At 53.8% G+C, this 18,580-nt stretch carries 21 protein-coding genes and 1 pseudogene; 6 read left to right on the forward strand and 16 right to left on the reverse strand.

The annotated features are described in order from the left end of the window. The first annotated feature begins 65 nt into the window (after positions 1 to 65). Positions 66 to 854, forward strand: coding sequence for an AAA family ATPase (locus AC6CHQ_RS04635; protein WP_498080980.1), 789 nt, complete (start codon positions 66 to 68; stop codon positions 852 to 854). 48 nt (positions 855 to 902) lie between these two features. Here AC6CHQ_RS04635 and AC6CHQ_RS04640 read toward each other — a convergent pair whose 3' ends face one another. The 3 genes from AC6CHQ_RS04640 to AC6CHQ_RS04650 form a co-directional block, all read right to left on the reverse strand. Beyond that, positions 903 to 1,769: a YitT family protein gene (locus tag AC6CHQ_RS04640; RefSeq protein WP_498080981.1), complete on the reverse strand. Its 867-nt coding sequence runs from the start codon at positions 1,767 to 1,769 to the stop codon at positions 903 to 905. 134 nt (positions 1,770 to 1,903) lie between these two features. Then, the gene (locus AC6CHQ_RS04645) at positions 1,904 to 2,833 is read right to left on the reverse strand and encodes a manganese-dependent inorganic pyrophosphatase (RefSeq protein WP_498080982.1); all 930 of its coding nucleotides are present in this window, start codon (positions 2,831 to 2,833) and stop codon (positions 1,904 to 1,906) included. A 49-nt stretch (positions 2,834 to 2,882) separates the two neighbouring features. Beyond that, the gene (locus AC6CHQ_RS04650; protein ID WP_498080983.1) at positions 2,883 to 3,326 is read right to left on the reverse strand and encodes an RrF2 family transcriptional regulator; all 444 of its coding nucleotides are present in this window, start codon (positions 3,324 to 3,326) and stop codon (positions 2,883 to 2,885) included. Between the two features lie 221 nt (positions 3,327 to 3,547). On the opposite strand from AC6CHQ_RS04650, the gene hmpA reads away from it, so the two are divergent. Next, entirely contained in the window at positions 3,548 to 4,732 is a 1,185-nt protein-coding gene (hmpA, locus tag AC6CHQ_RS04655; RefSeq protein WP_498080984.1) for an NO-inducible flavohemoprotein, read from the forward strand. A 123-nt stretch (positions 4,733 to 4,855) separates the two neighbouring features. Here hmpA and AC6CHQ_RS04660 read toward each other — a convergent pair whose 3' ends face one another. The 5 genes from AC6CHQ_RS04660 to AC6CHQ_RS04680 all read right to left on the reverse strand — a co-directional run bounded on the left by AC6CHQ_RS04660 (position 4,856) and on the right by AC6CHQ_RS04680 (position 8,967). Beyond that, positions 4,856 to 5,647 carry an alpha/beta fold hydrolase gene (locus AC6CHQ_RS04660; RefSeq protein ID WP_498080985.1) on the reverse strand — a complete coding sequence of 264 codons (792 nt, stop codon included), beginning with the start codon at positions 5,645 to 5,647 and terminating at the stop codon, positions 4,856 to 4,858. 312 nt (positions 5,648 to 5,959) lie between these two features. Next, positions 5,960 to 7,255 carry an arsenic transporter gene (locus AC6CHQ_RS04665; protein ID WP_498080986.1) on the reverse strand — a complete coding sequence of 432 codons (1,296 nt, stop codon included), beginning with the start codon at positions 7,253 to 7,255 and terminating at the stop codon, positions 5,960 to 5,962. Continuing rightward, entirely contained in the window at positions 7,252 to 7,584 is a 333-nt protein-coding gene (locus AC6CHQ_RS04670) for an ArsR/SmtB family transcription factor (RefSeq protein WP_498080987.1), read from the reverse strand. Before AC6CHQ_RS04670 ends, AC6CHQ_RS04665 begins: the two co-directional genes overlap by 4 nt. A gap of 210 nt (positions 7,585 to 7,794) precedes the next feature. Beyond that, on the reverse strand, positions 7,795 to 8,313 hold the full coding sequence (locus AC6CHQ_RS04675) for a type 1 glutamine amidotransferase domain-containing protein (protein ID WP_498080988.1): 519 nt from the start codon (positions 8,311 to 8,313) through the stop codon (positions 7,795 to 7,797). A gap of 60 nt (positions 8,314 to 8,373) precedes the next feature. Beyond that, on the reverse strand, positions 8,374 to 8,967 hold the full coding sequence (locus AC6CHQ_RS04680; RefSeq protein ID WP_498080989.1) for a DNA-3-methyladenine glycosylase: 594 nt from the start codon (positions 8,965 to 8,967) through the stop codon (positions 8,374 to 8,376). A gap of 101 nt (positions 8,968 to 9,068) precedes the next feature. Between AC6CHQ_RS04680 and AC6CHQ_RS04685 the strand changes: the two genes are divergently transcribed. Genes AC6CHQ_RS04685 through AC6CHQ_RS04700 form a run of 4 tightly spaced genes read left to right on the forward strand, consistent with a single transcriptional unit; the run spans position 9,069 to position 11,321 of the window. Beyond that, a complete protein-coding gene (locus AC6CHQ_RS04685; RefSeq protein WP_498080990.1) occupies positions 9,069 to 9,380 on the forward strand; it encodes a nucleotide pyrophosphohydrolase in 312 nt (103 codons plus the stop codon). Then, positions 9,377 to 10,168, forward strand: coding sequence for an SGNH/GDSL hydrolase family protein (locus AC6CHQ_RS04690; RefSeq protein ID WP_498080991.1), 792 nt, complete (start codon positions 9,377 to 9,379; stop codon positions 10,166 to 10,168). Before AC6CHQ_RS04685 ends, AC6CHQ_RS04690 begins: the two co-directional genes overlap by 4 nt. Positions 10,169 to 10,204: 36 nt before the next feature. Then, entirely contained in the window at positions 10,205 to 10,774 is a 570-nt protein-coding gene (locus AC6CHQ_RS04695) for a DUF7010 family protein (RefSeq protein ID WP_498080992.1), read from the forward strand. Positions 10,775 to 10,808: 34 nt separating this feature from the next. Continuing rightward, complete coding sequence (locus AC6CHQ_RS04700) at positions 10,809 to 11,321, forward strand: GNAT family N-acetyltransferase (RefSeq protein WP_498080993.1); 513 nt, start codon at positions 10,809 to 10,811, stop codon at positions 11,319 to 11,321. A 30-nt stretch (positions 11,322 to 11,351) separates the two neighbouring features. Here AC6CHQ_RS04700 and AC6CHQ_RS04705 read toward each other — a convergent pair. The 8 genes and pseudogenes from AC6CHQ_RS04705 to AC6CHQ_RS04740 all read right to left on the reverse strand — a co-directional run. Further along, positions 11,352 to 11,546: pseudogene (locus AC6CHQ_RS04705) on the reverse strand (hypothetical protein); the annotation flags it as partial. Between the two features lie 138 nt (positions 11,547 to 11,684). Then, complete coding sequence (locus tag AC6CHQ_RS04710; RefSeq protein ID WP_498080994.1) at positions 11,685 to 12,029, reverse strand: DUF6054 family protein; 345 nt, start codon at positions 12,027 to 12,029, stop codon at positions 11,685 to 11,687. A 47-nt stretch (positions 12,030 to 12,076) separates the two neighbouring features. After that, a complete protein-coding gene (locus AC6CHQ_RS04715) occupies positions 12,077 to 13,300 on the reverse strand; it encodes an MFS transporter (RefSeq protein WP_498080995.1) in 1,224 nt (407 codons plus the stop codon). A gap of 81 nt (positions 13,301 to 13,381) precedes the next feature. Further along, complete coding sequence (gene zupT, locus AC6CHQ_RS04720; protein WP_498080996.1) at positions 13,382 to 14,191, reverse strand: zinc transporter ZupT; 810 nt, start codon at positions 14,189 to 14,191, stop codon at positions 13,382 to 13,384. Between the two features lie 162 nt (positions 14,192 to 14,353). Next, positions 14,354 to 16,051, reverse strand: a complete 1,698-nt coding sequence (locus AC6CHQ_RS04725; RefSeq protein ID WP_498080997.1) for a putative bifunctional diguanylate cyclase/phosphodiesterase — start codon at positions 16,049 to 16,051, stop codon at positions 14,354 to 14,356. 12 nt (positions 16,052 to 16,063) lie between these two features. After that, complete coding sequence (locus AC6CHQ_RS04730) at positions 16,064 to 16,732, reverse strand: uracil-DNA glycosylase (RefSeq protein ID WP_498080998.1); 669 nt, start codon at positions 16,730 to 16,732, stop codon at positions 16,064 to 16,066. Positions 16,733 to 16,805: 73 nt separating this feature from the next. Continuing rightward, entirely contained in the window at positions 16,806 to 17,408 is a 603-nt protein-coding gene (locus AC6CHQ_RS04735) for a phosphatase PAP2 family protein (RefSeq protein ID WP_251239511.1), read from the reverse strand. 163 nt (positions 17,409 to 17,571) lie between these two features. Continuing rightward, on the reverse strand, positions 17,572 to 18,543 hold the full coding sequence (locus tag AC6CHQ_RS04740; protein WP_498080999.1) for a siderophore ABC transporter substrate-binding protein: 972 nt from the start codon (positions 18,541 to 18,543) through the stop codon (positions 17,572 to 17,574). Between the last annotated feature and the right edge of the window lie 37 nt (positions 18,544 to 18,580).

Genomic DNA, 18,580 nt, shown 5'->3' on the forward strand with positions numbered 1-18,580 from the left:
ATTTTTTTTGGGGATGTGCCGCTGCACCCACTTCTGCTAGAGTGATAGGAAAAGGGGTGCCGATGATGATTCTGAAACAGATCCGACTAAAAAAGCCAATGCCGGCGGCAGACCGGTTTCCGTTTGGGCTCCCGGTTGTCAGGGAATTCGACTCTTTCACGTTCCGCTCACCGGTCACGATTATTGCCGGCGACAATGGCACAGGAAAAACGACACTCCTTGAAGGCATCGCCGCTGCGGCGGACAGCATCCTGATCAGCCGCGAGCCGATCGAAGGGAACCCTGCCCTTGAACACGCAAGAGAAATTGCGGACCATCTCACGCTCAGCTGGTCGATCAAATCCCGCAAGGGCTTTTTCTTCCGGGCATTGGACTTCGTCACCTACACCATCGCTGTTTCCCGGATGCGCGAAGATGCCCGGGAGACACTGGAAGAAATCAGGAGCCGGGACCCTCATAGCCTTGAAGCGCAACCGTATGCCAGAACGTACGCTGAGCTGCGGAATCTTTATGGTGAAGGGCTTGAGTTCCGCTCCCACGGCGAGAGCTTCCTGGACCTGTTCACCGCCCGTTTCCGGCCGGATGGTTTTTACATTCTGGATGAGCCCGAGGCACCCCTTTCTCCTTCCAAGCAGCTGACCCTTCTCGCGATGCTACATGAGATGGTCGAAGAAGGCGCCCAGTTCCTGATTTCCACCCATTCCCCGATCATCATGGCCTATCCCGGCGCAGACCTTTATGAAATCCGCGGCGGCCGTCTTGAGCCGGTATCGTTCGACGAGATCGAGCACGTCCGGATGACGAAAGACTTTCTAAATGCGCCGGAACGGTACCTGAGGCATCTGTTCGGCTGATCATATTGAAAATCACCCGACCCTGAGTAAAGGGGCCGGGTGACTCTATTAATGGACTGGTGTCTTGAAGTTGCTTCCGGAGATTTCGCTGACACGCTGAACGATGACAAATGCTTCCGGGTCCGCTTCGCGGATCGCCGTCCGTACATCCGCCATCTCGAGCCGGTCCACCACGACGTAGATCACTTTCTTCGAATCGTTGGTAAACGCGCCCTCCCCGTTCAGGAACGTGACACCCCGGCCAACATTTTCAATCAGGCTCTTCGCCAACTCCTCCGCATGTTCGGAAATGACCATGACCGACAGGGACTCTTCCGTCCCTTCGACAACCATATCGATCACCTTCGAGGCGATAAAGTAAGTGATCATCGAATAGAACGTCGTCTCCCAAGTGAATACGAGCAGACCCGCCAGGATAAAGATGAAGACGTTCATGATCATGACCGTCTGCCCGACGGAAATCGGACGACGCTTGCTGATCAGGATCGCCAGGATCTCCGTGCCGTCCAGCGCCCCGCCCATCCGCATGACGAGTCCGACCCCGAATCCCAGGATGACCGCACCAATCACTGTCGCGAGGAACAGGTCATCTGTCACTACGTCGAACCGGTGCAGGTAACCGGTCGCAAAGGACAGCACGATGATGCCGTAAAGCGCATTGACCGTGAACCTCATCCCCATCCGCTTGTATCCGAGGATAATGAACGGTATGTTCAGGATGATGATGAACAGGCTCAGCGAAAGCGGCGTCAGATTGGACAGGATGATCGACAGTCCGATCACCCCGCCGTCCAGGATATCATTCGGGACCAGGAAAAGCTCCAGTCCAATGGCAGCGATGATGGCACCCGCCGTGATCAGGAACAGCTGGACCGGGATGGATTCAGAGAGAAACTTCCGTTTGGATTCTGACATCTACTAAACTCCTCTTTCTGAGGCAGTTGCCCTTGTTAAATTATGAAGATAAGACATACCGTGATGCAACCTATTTTCCCATTCTTTCACAATGACAGCTAAAGCCCCGGCATGCCGGGGCTTTAATGCTCTTCTTATTTGGACAGGGCTTCTGTCAGAACCGGGACAATCTGCTTCTTGCGGGATACGATCCCCTTCAGCAGGGCCAGGTTGTCTTCCAGCGGTACGTTGAATGCGCCGCATGCCGCCTGTGCTTCGCTGCCGAGAACAAGCACGGTCGAATCGTTATTCAGGATATCCGTAATCGCCAACATGTAAAGGCCCAGCTCGCGCTCCGCAATGACGCGGTAGAGCAGATCTTCCAGCTCTTTTTTGCGGCCGAGGACGTCATTGATGTCGACAGTGTTGACCTGGGCGATGACGACTTTCTTGCCACCCATCTCAAATTCCTTCGCATCCATGTTCACGAGTTCTTCAAGTGTCTTCCTGCTGAGGTCTGCTCCCGCCTTCAGCATCGCGAGCCCGTACTCTTCTGCATCAACACCGGCAATTTCGGCAAGTTCATCAGCCGCTTTGCGGTCTTCGCCGGTGAATGTCGGGGACTTGAAGAGCAGCGAGTCGGAGATGATCGCCGACAGCATCAGTCCTGCGATGTCTGCAGGGATTTCGACACCATTTTCTTTGTATAGCTTATTCAGGATTGTCGCCGTGCAGCCTACAGGTTCTGCACGGTAGTAGAGCGGATCCGCCGTCTCGAAGTTCGCGATCCGGTGATGGTCGACAACTTCGAGAATTTTCACGTCCGCGATATCATCCGCGCTTTGCTGGAACTCGTTGTGGTCGACGAGGATCACGCCATCCACTTCCCCCGCGACGTTTGTGACGGGACGCGGCGCCTCGAAGCCGAACTTCTCAAGTGCGTAAGCCGTCTCATCATTCACATCGCCGAGGCGGACCGCTTCTGCGTCCAGACCAAGTTCCTTCTTCAGATGCGCGTAGGCGATTGCCGACGTGATCGAGTCCGTATCCGGATTCTTATGTCCGAAAACCAGTACTTTAGACATTGATGATTCACTCCTGACCGTCTAGTTCAAATTTTCCTTCCTTATTCTATCACATCTCCCGGCCTGATAATAACGCACCGAGATCTTCTTTATTGATGATAAAATCAGCGAGCGTATGTTGGTCAAGCACCGCCAGATATGCCAGCAGCGCCTGATTCAGCGTACTCCGAAGACCGCAGACCGGACTGAGCACGCACCGGTTCGCCGTGGAGCTGAAGCATTCGACAATATTGAAATCATCCTCGGTCTGGCGCACGACCGTCCCGATGTTGATCTCTTCCGGCGGCACGGCGAGCCTCACTCCACCGCCGCGGCCACGGACAGTTTCCACATACCCCAATTGGCCGAGCTTGTGTGTGACTTTCATCAAATGGTTCTTTGAAATTCCGTAAGCATCCGAAATGCCCTGAATTGTAGATAACTCACCGTCTTTTTTCGCACCGAGATACATGAGGACACGCAGCGCGTAATCCGTATACATCGTCATTCTCACGCATAGTCACTCGCCTTTCCATCCATATTATAAGCGCTTGTCGCCAATCCATGAAAGAAATAGGCTTTCAGTTAATTTTGACGGTTTATTGAATGGAATGTGACTGAATTCTGACAGCGTTTTAAACATGTATTTTATATATTGCTTTTGGACTTTTACGGGAATATGATTGAGACAGATCAAGAATAACCAATCCAAACAACCGAAAGGGAGTTGTAAACATGCTTTCCCAAAAGACAATCGATATCGTGAAATCCACCGTCCCTGTACTTGAACAACACGGCAAGACGATTACTACAGTTTTCTATAAAAACATGTTTGAAGCTCACCCTGAACTCCTGAACATCTTCAACCACGCCAATCAATCACGCGGCCGCCAGCAGACGGCACTTGCCAATACGGTGCTTGCCGCAGCAAAATACATCGACAATCTTGAAGTGATCGTTCCCGCTGTGGTCCAGATCGCCCACAAGCACCGCGGACTCGACGTTCGCCCGGAACACTATCCGATTGTCGGCCATCACCTTCTTGGCGCGATCAAGGAAGTACTCGGCGATGCAGCTACACCTGAGATCCTCAATGCCTGGGGAGAAGCTTACGGTGTGATCGCGGATGCCTTTATCGGGGTTGAGAAGTCCATGTACGATGAAGCCGCGAATGCAGAAAACGGCTGGGACGGCTTCAAAGACTTTACGGTTGCGAAGAAAGTTGAAGAAAGCGACGTCATCACCTCCTTCTATCTGAAGCCTGCAGACGGCAAGGGTGTCCCGACTTACAAGCCCGGCCAGTACCTGACTGTCCGCGTGACAATCCCCGGCGAGAAGTACCTGATGATCCGTCAATACAGCCTGTCCCGCGCGCCGCAGGAAGACATGTTCCGCATCTCCGTCAAGCGTGAAGACGAGTGCAACCCGGAAGGCAAGGTCTCGACATTCCTGCACCGGAGCGTCAATGTCGGCGATACCATCGAAGTCAGCGCCCCTGCGGGTGACTTCTTCCTCGATACGGAAGCGGCAACACCTGTCACGCTGATCAGCGGCGGTGTCGGCCTCACGCCAATGATGGCCATGTTCGACCACATCACCCGCAACCAGCCGGAGCGCAAAGCGGCATTTATCCACTCCGCGCGCAACCCGCAGCTCCAGGCGTTTGACGGCGACCTCCGCGAAATGGCGGCAGGCAACGACAATGCCTCTTACTCGGTGCGTTACTCCGATACCGAAGGCTTCCTGGACCGTGACTACCTCGCAGGCCGTGTCATCGAAGGCAGCGACATCTACCTGTGCGGCCCTGCACCGTTCATGAACGCCATGATCCACGAACTAAAAGCGATCGGCGTGCCTGTCGGCAAGATCCACTACGAATTCTTCGGCCCTGCAGCCGAACTCGAAGCCACCACGGCGTAATGTAAGCATTGCAAAACCCCGACCGGAAATCCCGGTCGGGGTTTATTTCTGCATGGTGTGGGGATTTGGATTAACATTTACAGGCGCTTGCTTAACAGTCAGTCGGCCAACCGCTTCCGAAGTTTATGCCACACCTTGCGCGGACTCCATTTCCCGGATATACCGGATCGAATGGCGATTGAACTCATCCGGCTGGTCAATGTTACAGACATGTCCCGAGTTCCTGATTGTAATCAGCCGGAACTTCTCGCTGCGGCCGACCACTTCTTCGACGGGCGGGATAAACAAATAGTCTTCCTCCCCCATCAAAAATAGCGTCGGCACACAGGTCGTCGTCGACTGCAGACGCGCAAGATATGGGTTAATGAGCTTTGTGAGCGAGAACCACTTCACAAACTCCTTCTGGCACATTTTTTTTGCCTGGTTGACGAAGGCGAGCCGGGATTCCTCGTGTTCTTTTTTCGGCATGATGATGTAGGCAAAGAGCTTATACAGAAGCATATAAGGGACGAACCGTTTAAATGTATTTCCTGCCCAAAGCAGGAGCTTGGTCCGGATATCAAGCCCAATGACCGCGCCGCCCAGGATCAGTGACTTGACCCTACCCGGATGCCTTTCCGCTAATGTCTGCGCAACAATGGTCCCAAGTGACATGCCGATCATATGCGACCTGCTGATGCCAAGCTTGTCCATTACCTCTACGACATCATCCGCCACTTCGCGGAACGAATCTCCCTTTTTCCACCGGCCCCTCTCAGAGCGACCATGGCCACGGAGGTCGAGGAGCAGGACGTTATGCGCTTTCCGGAATTCCTTGATCTGCTTGAACCAGACGGACGAACTGCCGCCCGCCCCGTGGATGAAAGTCACCCACGGATGATTGTCCCCTTTGATGTAGGTCTTGTAGTGGAGCATGGAGATCTTCCCTTCAATACGGTTGCTATTATTTAAACATGTCTGCAAATACTTTTCATTGGATAACAATCTTAAATTGGATGTTATTTCAAGAATGTTGAATATTCATTGACATTTTTTCTTTGACTCTTCTTTACTACCCCGTGTCTCCACAAGAAAAACCGTAGGCAGCACAACGTCCCTATTGCTCACTTACCGCATTTTCACCGGCCGCCACCTTTATTACTAGAATAACTTCGCTGACGGAGTTTAAGAGACATAAAAAATGCGCCCCGGAAGGCGCACTTTCATTTAATTGAAGGACGTTTCCCCTCAATTAAGCACTTCCAGCCATAGATAAAGGCCGGTCAGCGTGATGAATAGGACAGGAATCGTCAGAACGATTCCGACTTTGAAATAATAGCCCCAAGAGATTTTGACGCCCTTCAGCGACAAGACATGGAGCCAGAGAAGCGTCGCAAGCGATCCGATCGGCGTCATCTTCGGCCCGAGATCGGAACCGATGACGTTCGCGTAGATCAGCGCTTCCCTTACGCTTTCCGGCACATCTGCATCCTGGATGGCCAATGCGTCAATCATGACGGTCGGCATATTGTTCATGACCGATGACAAGATCGCCGCGATAAAGCCCATGCCGACAGTGGCCGCGTACAGGCCATGGCTCGTCGTCCATTCAATGAGGGACGCAAGCACATCCGTGAGGCCTGCGTTACGCAGTCCATAAACGACGACATACATTCCGATCGAGAAGAAGACAATCGCCCATGGGGCTCCCTTCACGACGGCTTTTTCATCCACCGCCTTGCTCGGCGCGGAAATGGCCAGGAACAGGATGGCGACGATTCCCGCGATGATCGAAACCGGCATGCCGAGCGCCTCGCTCAAGAAGTAGCCGGCGAGTAGCACCGCGATGACCGCCCAGGAAAGGCGGAACAGCTTCATGTCACGGATAGCCGAGCGGGGTTCCGCCAATTTGGAAGCATCAAACCGCTTCGGGATGCTTTTTCCGAAGTACAGATAAAGCACAATCATGCTCGCTCCTACACTGAACAAGTTCGGCACGAGCATACGGGAGGCATACTCGGAAAATCCGATGCCGAAAAAGTCGGCCGAGACGATGTTCACGAGGTTTGAGATCACGAGCGGCAACGACGCCGTATCGGCGATGAATCCCGAAGCCATGATAAATGGCAAAATGAGTTTGTCCTTGAAGTCGAGCGCCCGCATCATCGCCAGCACAATCGGCGTGATGATCAGTGCCGCTCCGTCATTGGCGAACAGCGCCGCAACGATTGCACCCAACAGCGTGACGAGGAAGAACATCCGGAGCCCGCTCCCTTTGGCAAAACGCGCCATATGGAGCGCCGCCCATTCAAAGAAGCCGATCTCATCGAGGATGAGTGAGATCAGGATCAGCGCGACGAAGGTGAGCGTCGCATTCCAGACAATGCCCGTCACATCCCAAACGTCCTGCAGGCTGACGACACCTGCAAGCAGAGCGACGACCGCTCCGGCAATCGCAGACCAGCCAATCGACAGTCCCTTCGGCTGCCAGATCACGAATACGAGCGTGACAAGGAAAATGAGTGCTGCAAGCCAGGCCATCATGCCCCGCAGCATCCTTTCTCACCGGTTGCTTCAAGGTCGGCGACCGTCCGCCCGGGAGCCGACACCCTGGATAGCAGACCGACCATGATATCGTGCAGCGGATGCAACTGATCAAGCGACCAGAATGTCCAGCGACCACGCTTTTCTCCGGTTACGATACCAGCATCCTTCAGCCGCTTCAGATGCTGGCTCACCGCCGGCTGCGTCAATCCGACAAGCGGCGTCAGGTCACAGACACACACCGGGCCGGAAGTGAGTTGCTGCAATATTTTCAGCCGTGAGCCGTCGCCCGCAGCTTTCAAGAATGTTTCCAGTTCCGTCAGTTCCACCGGAATCCCTCCAATAAAAGAATACCGGTTTATTGTATTGGTCAGAAGACACATAAGTCAATACTTATATAAACGTTGCATACGAGCGCGCATAGAGTTCTATGCGCGCTTCTGACGATTCTATGCGCGCTCAGCCGAGTCCTAAGTGCGCTCCCGCTTTTCTCCCACCCAAAAAAGCGCGCCGCTGAGGGCGCGCATCATCATCAGAACTTATTTTCCTTCCAGCACCCGCAACGATTCGCGATTGAACGCCGGAATATCATCCGGCTGACGGCTCGTGACGAGCTGGTCCTGGCAAACGACGACTTCGGAGTCTTCGAATTTCGCGCCGGCATACTTCATGTCCTGCGCAATCGATGTGTAGCCGGTCGCATTGCGACCTTCCAGCGCCTTTGCCGTGATCAATAGCTGCGGTCCGTGGCAGATGGCCAATACCGGTTTCTTGGCGTCCATGAACTCTTTCGCGAAGCTGACAAAACGCTCGTCCGCGCGGAGTTGGTCGGGAGAGAATCCGCCGGGAATGAAGAGGGCGTCGTAATCGGAAGCGCTGACTTCACCGATTCCCTTGTCGACAGTAACCTTCGCCTGGCCCTGCTTGCCTTCTACAGTCTTGCCGGCTTCCTTCTCGATCGTGACCACTTCATGGCCCGCGTCCTTGAATGCTTTCGCCGGGTCCGTGTATTCGCTGTCCTCAAACATGTCCGTGATGACCGTTGCAATTTTAGCCAATCTGATCACTCCTTTATGAATGTCCCTTTCTACTCTTCCCGTCTCATCCTCACTTAAACATCAGCGATACTTGGAGACAAACGCATTGCCCTTTTCGAAAAAACGCCAAGGATAGTGGACGGCTTCCCCCGAGTTCCCGATACCGACCCGCGGGCCTGCCTGCAATTCTCCGCCATGGCCCGGCCCGGGCGCGATAAAAAGCGGTTCCTCATACCAGAGTCCGCCGTATGACTCCATCGTGACACCGAGCGCCTTTGACAGCTTGCCCGGTCCGTTCGTGAGATCAGGAATCTTCAGATGCCAGCCCCGACGGTCCTGCATGAGCTCAAGCCCTTCCACGGGCTCCGCTCCGCGGATCAGGACCGCATGCGGTGTTCCCTCCTCCCCGGCCACTACATTCATGAGCGTATGGGTGTGCATCTGGTACGTATAAATGCGGCCGGGGTCCGCAAACATCACATCCGTCCGCTTTGTCCGGCGGTTGTTGAAGCTGTGGGCCGCACGGTCTTCCGGTCCGTGGTAGGCCTCCGTCTCAACGATCCGTGCGGCAACAAGACCCTCCGGCGTCTCGTGAACGATGTACTGTCCGAGCAGCGCGGGCGCCAGTTCCAGAACAGGCTTCTTGAAAAAATCCGGATCGATCGGCCTGTACATTTGTCACCCTTCCTTTCATGAAAACGCAACATTCTTCCATTCATTGTCTACCCGTTTTCGGTTATACTCAAATCAAACAGATTTAGGGGGAAACATCCACCATGAAGACACTCACCGAGGAGATCCTCGACTTCAATAAAGCCCGCGGCTGGACGGACGGTAACCGTGATGCCCGGAACCTCGCCATCTCCGTCTCGCTAGAGGCATCTGAACTTCTGGAACATTTCCAGTGGCTGCCGGGCAAGCAGGCTGTCGAACAAAACCGCGAAGGCATCATGGAAGAAGCGGCGGATGTCTATATCTACCTGCTCCAGCTGGCAGATGTCGCGGGCTTTGACCTGGACGCTGCCGCGCGTGCCAAGCTCCAAAAAAATGCACTCAAGTACCCGGTCCCGGCGGGTGAGCACGAATGAAACAGGTCAAGTTCTTTTTGCTGCTGGCCGCAGCAGGCGTGCTCCTGCTCCTTTTCCGTCCGGAAGGAAAAGGCGGCAGGGCATCCGCCGACGTCGTAAAGGTCGAATCGGTCGACCCGCTGAAAAATCCCGGCCAGCCTGCCGCGGATTATCTTGTCTTCCGCGCGCTCACGAACGGTGAAGCACGCATGGCCGTCACCGGCAGCAGCGTCACGAAAGGTTCAGGCGCTTCCAACCAGTCCAAGACATGGCGTGCGCTTACACAGGCACACCTGCGCACGGCCTATCCGTCACTTAAAACATTAAAAATCGAAAACCACGGACACTCGGGCTACACCTCCGTCAGGATTCTTGAAGACGAAGTGACCGGTCCGATTATCGCCGGCCGGCCGGATGTCCTCATCATCGAAACATCCGTCATCAACAATCATAATAAGAATGTCTCACTTGAAGACACCTATGCATCACTGGAGCAGCTGCACACCCTTTACTCGGAGGCGTTGCCCGAAGCACGGATCCTCTTCATCTCGCCGAACCCGATCACCGAAAACAAATTCGGACCGCCGGTGAACGCACTTGGCCTTCGCTTCACCGACTATATCTACGGCACGCAAACCTTCATCGGGGAAAAAGGCTGGGCATACATTAACATCCATGATGAAATGCTCGCGCTCATGAAGCAGCGGGGGGTCGAGCTGCCGGAAACATTGAAAGACGGTATTCATCCGAACGATCTCGGATATTCGCTCTGGGCGGAAGTCATCTGGCCTCATCTCACTGCCAAGTAAGGATTTTGGGGGAAATTCACACTGGGGGGATTTATGATGGACCTGCAATCGATGAAGCAAGATCTTGCACTGCGCAACAAAAATGGGCTGCCTTTCCTGCTTTCCGGAATCGTTGTCTGGACGCTGATCACCGCCGCCTTTTTATTGCCGATCGAACTGCGGCTCCAGAACATTGCCCTGCTCGCGCTGACCGGCCTTCTGTTTCCGGTGGCCGTCGGGCTAGCCGGATTGCTGAAAGCCGACTGGAAGTCGGCTGATAATCCGCTTGGAAGTCTCGGCCTGGTGTGCAACCTTGCCCAGTTTGCTTACTTTCCGCTCGTCTTCTGGGCACTCGGAAGCCGTCCTGAAGCGATGGTGTTTGTCTTTGCCGTGATAGCAGGGGCGCACTTCCTCCCGTACGGCTGGCTGTATGACACGAAAGCCTATTACATCATGGCCCCGGTCATGGCGATTGTATCCACCCTCGTAGGATGGGCAGCCGCGCCGGACAACCTGTGGACTGTCCCCCTCTCTTTCCTGATCCTTCTGGCCGCGCTGAACGTGTGGCTGCTCGCAGATTATAAAAAGAAATCCGGCATTGCCGGAATGGAGAAAAGAGCCGTTTAAATCGGCTCTTTTTTTTAAAAAGGAGAATATGCGGATGAACATTCGGTTGGAACCGCTCAAGAGAGAGGACGCCAGGCCGCTTTATGTATTTGAAGCCGAAAACAGGGAATTCTTCGAAACCGCAGTACCAAGCCGCGGCGACGATTATTATCAAGAAGAAGTGTTTCTGGAGCGGCTCGGCAATCTGCTTGAAGAACAGGTTGCCGGTACTTCCTTCTTTTATCTTATCAAGGATGAGGGCGACCGGATCCTCGGCAGAATGAACTTGACCGACATCGATACCGGGACCGGAACTGCCGAGCTCGGCTACCGGGTCGCCAAAATGCATGCCGGAAAAGGCGTGGCCTCCCTTGCGCTGTCAGAATTGCTCCAGCTTGCAGGCCACATTAGAGTTCGTAGGATTCTCGCCAAAACCACCACTGCGAACATTGCCTCCTGCAAAGTCCTTGAGAAAAATGGATTCCTTCATACCGGAACGGATGACCAGGAATTTCTTATGAACAATGAGACCATGAGGTTCACTCATTATGAATGGAGCGATAAATGAAGCACGCCGGGAGCCTTTCCCCGGCGTGCTTTATTTGTTGCTGATGGAGATGAACATGGAAGCATCCCGGTTCATGAAGATACGTTCTCCATGATGGAAAGTACGGATTTCAAGCGGATTAAAGCCTGCATGAGATAATCGGTTCTTCAGTTCCTCATGCTTGAATCCGTTATGGACTTTCGGATGGCTGACCTCATCATGCTTGTCAAAATCCACGATGATCAGTAGCTGATATCCTAAGTCCGAAATCGGTGCGCTAAGTCCGTATTTGGCATTATAAGTCCGAACGCAGCGTTCTAAGTCCGAAGCCACAATCCTAAGTCCGGTTTTTCTTCTTTTCAGACCCGAACTCCAGTGTGCCGCTCAGACCCGATACTGCTCCAATGCCTCTTCCGCTTTCCCGGAAAAACTAGCTGCGGCACCCCAGTCAAATTTCATGAAAGCCCCGTTTCCGCCGCCTGAACCTGTCAGCCGGACCTTCGTTCGGCCCTCGCCGTCAAAGTTGTCCGCAATCATCGTTAGGGTGGCGCGGTTGCTTGTTCTCATAAAATATTTCTCCATGATCAGGACAACCATTTCCCGGCCATCCGCACTTCTTGTATATTGGTCGACGATCCGGCCGCTTACCGAACCGATGGTCAGGGCATCGATGACAACATCCGCCGCACGCGACGGGCTGACCGACACAAAGAGATCTCTCGTTTCCATCAGAAAACCCCCTTTTCGCTTTTTACGGAAAAGGGGGTGTTACGGTTTCATTCCAATTCGATCTGTTTAGTCTCGGTACCGAGAATCAGCACGGCCGCGGCCCCGATCAGGACTGCGCCGGTGAAGATGCTGAAGATCAGGCCAAGTCCGACACCGGCTCCGGCAAGCGATCCGACAAGCAACGGCCCGAATATGCCACCGACCCGCCCGACGGCAGCAGCCGTCCCCGTACCGGTTCCCCGGATAATGGTCGGATACTGCTCGGGCGAGTAGGCGTACAGTGCGCCCCACGCTCCCAGATTAAAGAAGCTGAGAAATGCGCCGGCTGTGAGCAGGAGCCAAGTCGTGTCCGCGTTACCGAATACGAGGGCACTAATCGCCGTGCCAATCATGAAGACGCTCAGGACGAACTTGCGCCCAACCTTTTCAATCAGCCAGGCTGCGGTAAAGTATCCCGGCAACTGCGCCATCGTCATGAGGAGGACGTAACCGAAGCTATGGATCAGGTCGAAGCCTTTCATGACCATCACGCTCGGAAGCCAAAGGAACATCCCGTAGTAAGAAAAGACAACCGTGAACCAGACAATCCAGAGCATGATGGTCGCCCTGCGGTATTTTGCCGAGAATAGAGCCTTCATGTTAGAGGCGATGCTCCCCCGCTTTTCCTTTTTCGCCGTGAACTCCGGCGAGTCCGGAAGGTGGATACGCAAATAAATCGCATAAAGGGCAGGAAGTGCCGTGAGGACAAGCGCGATACGCCAGCCGTAATCCGGAATGACAAAATATGAAATCAGAGCTGCGATCAGCCAGCCTGCCGCCCAGAAGCTCTCAAGCAGGACGACCACACGCCCCCGTTCTTTCGCGCCGACACTTTCCGAAACAAGTGTGGAAGCGACCGGAAGTTCCCCGCCGAGCCCCGCCCCGACAATGAAACGCAGGACGAGGAAGGCGGCGAGTCCCGTAGTTGCGGCCGACAGACCGCTCGCCAGAGAAAACAGGACCAAGGTCAGGATAAAGACCTTCTTGCGTCCGATCCGGTCGGCCAGGATTCCGAATGCGAAGGCCCCGACGGCCATGCCGATTGAGTTGACACTGCCGATCCACCCCATTTCTCCGGGTGTCAGCGCCCAGTCGACGGCGAGTGCAGCAATGACAAATGACAGTATGCCTACATCCATTGCATCGAACATCCAGGCCAGCCCGGCGGTGCCGAGCAGTTTATTGCGTGAAATGGCAGGCTGTGCCGCCTGCCGGTTTGTATGAGCAGCCATTTATATTCACCTGTCTTTACAGTTGTATAGTTTTGTGGACTCCATAACTATACAATGTGCATCGCCGTTTGACAATATCCATCATGTAATGAGTACGAGGCTGATGGCCATGACGGCCATGCCCGCAATCAGGCCATAGATCGAGATGTGCGCCTCGTCGAATTTCTGTGCGGCCGGCAGCAGTTCATCCAGTGAGATGAACACCATGATTCCCGCGACAGCTGCAAAGATGATGCCGAACATGATCCCGTTCAAAAACGGCATGAGGATCAGAAAGGCGATCACCGCTCCGGCCGGCTCGGCAAGTCCCGACAGGAAGCTGAGCTTGAACGCCTGCTTCCTGTCACCTGTCGCAAAGTACATTGGAACGGATACCGCGATGCCCTCCGGAATATTGTGGATCGCCACCGCAATTGCAATCGCCACTCCGAGCGCCGGGTCCTGCAGAGCGGAAGTAAATGTGGCGATCCCCTCCGGGAAGTTATGGATGGCGATCGCCAGCGCAGTGAAGATCCCCATTTTCTTTAATCTCGCATATTCATCATTTGTCGGTCCCGTTCCGATGTCTTCGACACTCTTCACATCATGCGGGTTGCCGGTAGACGGGATAAAGTGGTCAATCAAAGCAATCAGCAACATTCCTCCGAAGAATCCCGCAAGTGTCGCCCAGTAACCCGGTGTAGCGCCGAGCTCATAGGTCAATTCGTCTTTTGCCTTGACGAAGATTTCGACAAGCGAGACATAGATCATCACTCCTGCAGAAAACCCAAGTGAAGCTGACAGGAATTTCGTGTTTGTCCGGGAAGTAAAGAATGCAAGCAAGCTTCCGATGCCCGTTGCCAACCCCGCAAACAGTGTCAGGCCGAATGCGATCCAGATGTTTCCTTCCATTCAACCATCCGCTTTCTGTTTAAGATGATGCTATTATATGTCAGAAAGTTTCCCTTGTGCAACTTATTTGATGAAAAATTTCTGAATACCGCTAAAATGACTGAAATGGAACGGCCTTCAATCCACGCAAAAAAACCGCGCACACGGCGCGGAACGACCTGCTCAGCATGATAGTGAGGCCTTCATATACTTTTCTTCGAATTGCTGTGGCGGGAGTGGTGCGTCATAGTAATAGCCCTGGATGCCCCGGCACCCGATCTCAAGCAGAAACTGGAGCTGTTCTTCGGTCTCGACGCCTTCAGCGATCAATTCGCAGTCCAGCCCCTCCGCGAGAGAAGCGATTGACCTGAGAATTGCTTCCGATTTGCTGATCATGCCGATGCCGGCGACGAAAAAGCGGTCGATCTTGATTTTGTCGACCGGAAAATTCGTCAGATAGGACAGGCCGGAAAAGCCGGTGCCGAAGTCATCAATGGCAACAGAAATCCCTTGGCTGCGGCATTTCCTCAAGTTGGACAGGACAAGATCCGAGTTGAGGATCTCCTTCCACTCCGTGATTTCGATTTCAAACCGGTCAGGCGGTATTTTCCACTTTCGGAGCATTCTCATCACGGTACCGTAGAAGGCTTTGTCATCCAGGAGATGGGATGTCACGTTGACGGCGAGCCGCGGAAAGCCGCCGTATTTCTCCGTCCAGCGCTTCCCTTCAGAAAAGACAAGGTTGAGAAGGTGAATCGTCATCTCCCTGATTTTCCCGCTCTCCTCTGCGATTGGGATGAACTCATAGGGTGACAGGGCACCGAGCTCGGGATGGTTCCACCTCGACAATGTCTCGATCCCGATCAGCCGGCCGTTTGTTCCATCAAGCTGGGGCTGCAAAACACAATGGAATCCCTTTTTCATGAAATCACCCGAAAAGAGATCATCCTCAATCACTCGTTTGCGTTCGATTCTGGTCTTCATCTCATCATGGAAAAGCAGGTAGCAGCTGCCCCTTTTCATTTTGGACTCGTGCATTGCGGTATCCGCCATACTGAGAATCTCGGCTGATGTCGTTCCATCCTCCGGGTAGCGACTGATTCCTATGCTCGCAGAGGCAGAGAAGCTCACATTGCCGTTGATCCGTACGGAAGTTTCAGTCTGCCTGAACATTTCCCGGACCCACTGGTGCAGGTCATCCGGATCTTTCCGCTTTGTCAGGAAGAGAAACTCATCCCCTCCGACTCGGGTAATCACATCCTCTTCCTGCATCGTGCCCAGCAACCGTTCCGCGATCTGCCGGATATAGTAGTCCCCCGCATCATGTCCGTGAAGGTCGTTCAGCTGGCGAAAGCTGTCGATGTCGAAGAGCACGACGGAAAACGGCTTTCCGGCCTGAATATTTTCTTCTATCATTTCAATAGCGGAACGGCGGTTCGGAAGGCCGGTCAGGTCGTCCCTGAAAGCGAGCACCTCCAGCCGGGCCTCCGCTTCCTTGTACCGGCTGATGTCACGGAACAAAACAGCGATCCGCCCACCCCCGATTTCCTGGGCATCCACCTGCAGCCAGAGCCCGGCCGGTTGATAATATATTTCTGTTGTCTCAGCGATCCCTGTTTTACGGATCCGGTCGTACATCTCCTTGAGGCCTTCAGAAACAACTTCGGGAAATTCCGTCCAGGCGTTTTTCCCCACAAGACTGTCGCCTTCCCTGCCCAGGATCCGGGAAGCCATTTCATTGATATAAACGAAATTCGACTCCCCGTCCAGTACATAAAAAGCACCGGCCAGGCCGCTCATGATGCGGACGGCATCCTGCTCATCCAAAGGACCTCCTGCCGGACCCTGACCCGCACCTTCATTGCCGTGCTTCCTCATCATCTTCCACCTCCTTCACAGGATGTCCGGATCATTTCCAGTATGCTTCTGAAGCGTCCTGCCGATCAACAGCCAATCTTGCTCCACCTTTTCGCGCAGCGAAGGGTTATAGAACACCGATGCCGGGTGGAATGTCGGAATGATTGTCCTGACATCCCGTGTCAGGCTATAAAGGGTGTCATCCGGGTCCGCAAGATACTGAACCGGCGCCTCAATCAGCTGACCGTGCACATCCGATACTTTATAGCTTTTGCCGAGCAGGCGCTGCAGGCCGATGTTGCCGAGCGTAACGATCAGTTTCGGCCTCACATCCCGCATTTCCGCATCCAGGAGCGGGGCATGGGCAAGAATCTCCTTTGCCGTAGGAGCCCGATTATACTTGCGCTCAGTGAGTGTACCGTCGCGCTCCTTTTTCGTGCCCCAACGGTATGGCCGGCTGCGTACGGCACTTGTAATATAGACATCTTCGCGGCGCAGTCCGATCGAGGCGAGTGATTTCATGAGCTCTTTCCCCGCACGGCCGATAAAGGGAATACCGTCCACAAGTTCAAACTCCCCCGGTGCCTCACCGACGAGCATGAGTTCCGGCGTTTCAGGTCCCTGCCCATAAACGAACCCTTCGACCGGCGCGTCTCCCATCCGCTCTCGCCCTAGTTCCGCGAGCTCTTCGCTGATTCTGTACATCCATCACTTCTTTCCTGCTATCCCTTATCTATACCACATGCACGGAATCCTTAACAATCAGGGATTCCACGGATTATGATCTGTCCTTCTTCCAGGAAGAAAACAGGATCAGCAGCAAAAACAGATAAGCCGTGCCGGCGGCCCAGCCCGCCAGCACATCTGTCGCGTAATGTCGCCCGAGTGCGATGCGGGACAATCCCATGCCTGCGATGAGCAAAGCAGCAGCTGAAATCAGCAGCCCGCGCCAATGGCGTTCCCGGACCCGCCTGACGGCAACGATTGCGATAGAACATACATAAAGCAGCCCCATCTGCGCATGGCCCGATGGAAAGCTATAGCTTTCAAGCTGCCCCGGCCTGTCCGGCCGAGGTCTTGCAAACCACTCTTTGAGCCCTTCATTAACAGCGTATCCCACGCCCGCCGCCAGAACAATAAACAGCGCATCACGCGGCGAACGCCTGATCAGCAACAGGACGATGACAATCAGACAGACCGTGACAATTGTTGACGGATTTCCGAGGAAACTGAATGGTTCAAACCAAGTTATGCCGCCGAGCCATCCGTCCATGGCGCGGTCGAACGCCTGCAACGAAGGGGCATCATGATAAATCGCCAACAGGGCGAAAAGAGCCGCTGCGGCAACCATGACTCCGATTTTCCATCTGTAGTTTCCCAACCTAACTCCCCCAACCCGTGAATTCTCTTCCTCCATTTTATCACGTGAGCCATTGTCAATACCCGCAGGATCAAAAGAGATGCCCGAAAATGTGATTTCTGCAAATTTTATTTTTCGGCGCAAAAAGCACCCTGCGCTTGGCAGGGTGCTTGTGCGGAACCGATCAGAGGCTTCCTTCGATTTCGGAGATCATCTCTTTCATCGATTGGAGGCCGCCTCCGGAGAGGTACCAGTATTCACCGTTCAGATAATGAATCTTGTCATTCTTGTAGGCATTTGTCTTTTGTACAAGATCGTTCTCGAACGATTCCTTCACGCTCGAATCCTCGCCGATTGCAGCGTCACGGTCGATGACATAGAGAATGTCCGGGTTCGTGTCGAGGATGTATTCAAAAGTGATGTTCTGGCCGTGGGTCGACGATTCGATGCCTTCATCAGCCGGCTTCACGCCGAAGACGTCATGGATCAGGCCAAACCGGGATGCCGGGCCATATGCGCTGACCTTGCTCTGTGTGCCAAGGACGATCAGTCCTTTTTCTTCAGATCCGGAAGTCTTTTCCTGGATAGCAGCAATGCGGCCGTCGATATCTTCTAGTTCCTTGTTCATTTCATCTTCTTTGCCGAAGATCTCAGCGACGGTGTTCATGTTTTCTTTGAAGGATTCCACGTAGTTTGTTGTATCAATCGGGATGTAGACAGTCGGTGCGATTTCAGCGAATTGGTCATACAGCTGAGCCTGGCGGCCGGAGATAAAGATAACATCCGGCTGGAGTGAGTGGATCGCCTCGAAGTCAGGCTCTTTCAGGCTCCCGACGTTCGTGTAGTCATCCGATGCGTACTGCTCGAGATAACCCGGTACGCTTGCCTGAGGAAGGCCGGCTACATCTACACCGAGCTCATCAAGTGTATCCAAGATGCCGAAGTCAAAGACGACGACTTTCTCAGGAGTGCCTTCGATGGTTGCTTCACCAAGTTCATGCTCGATTGTCACTGATTTGCTGTCTTCGGTTGTTTCCTCGGCTGCTTCACCGGATGTGCCGCTGTTTTCTTCTGCTTCTTCTGCGTTGTCGCTGCCGCAGGCACCCAAGATCAGAATAAACGCCATCAGCATGGCAAGAAATGTGAACTTTTTCATATAGAATCCCTCATCTTTCCTATTCGACTAATTATGT

The organism is Bhargavaea sp. GQ12, from assembly GCF_059758705.1.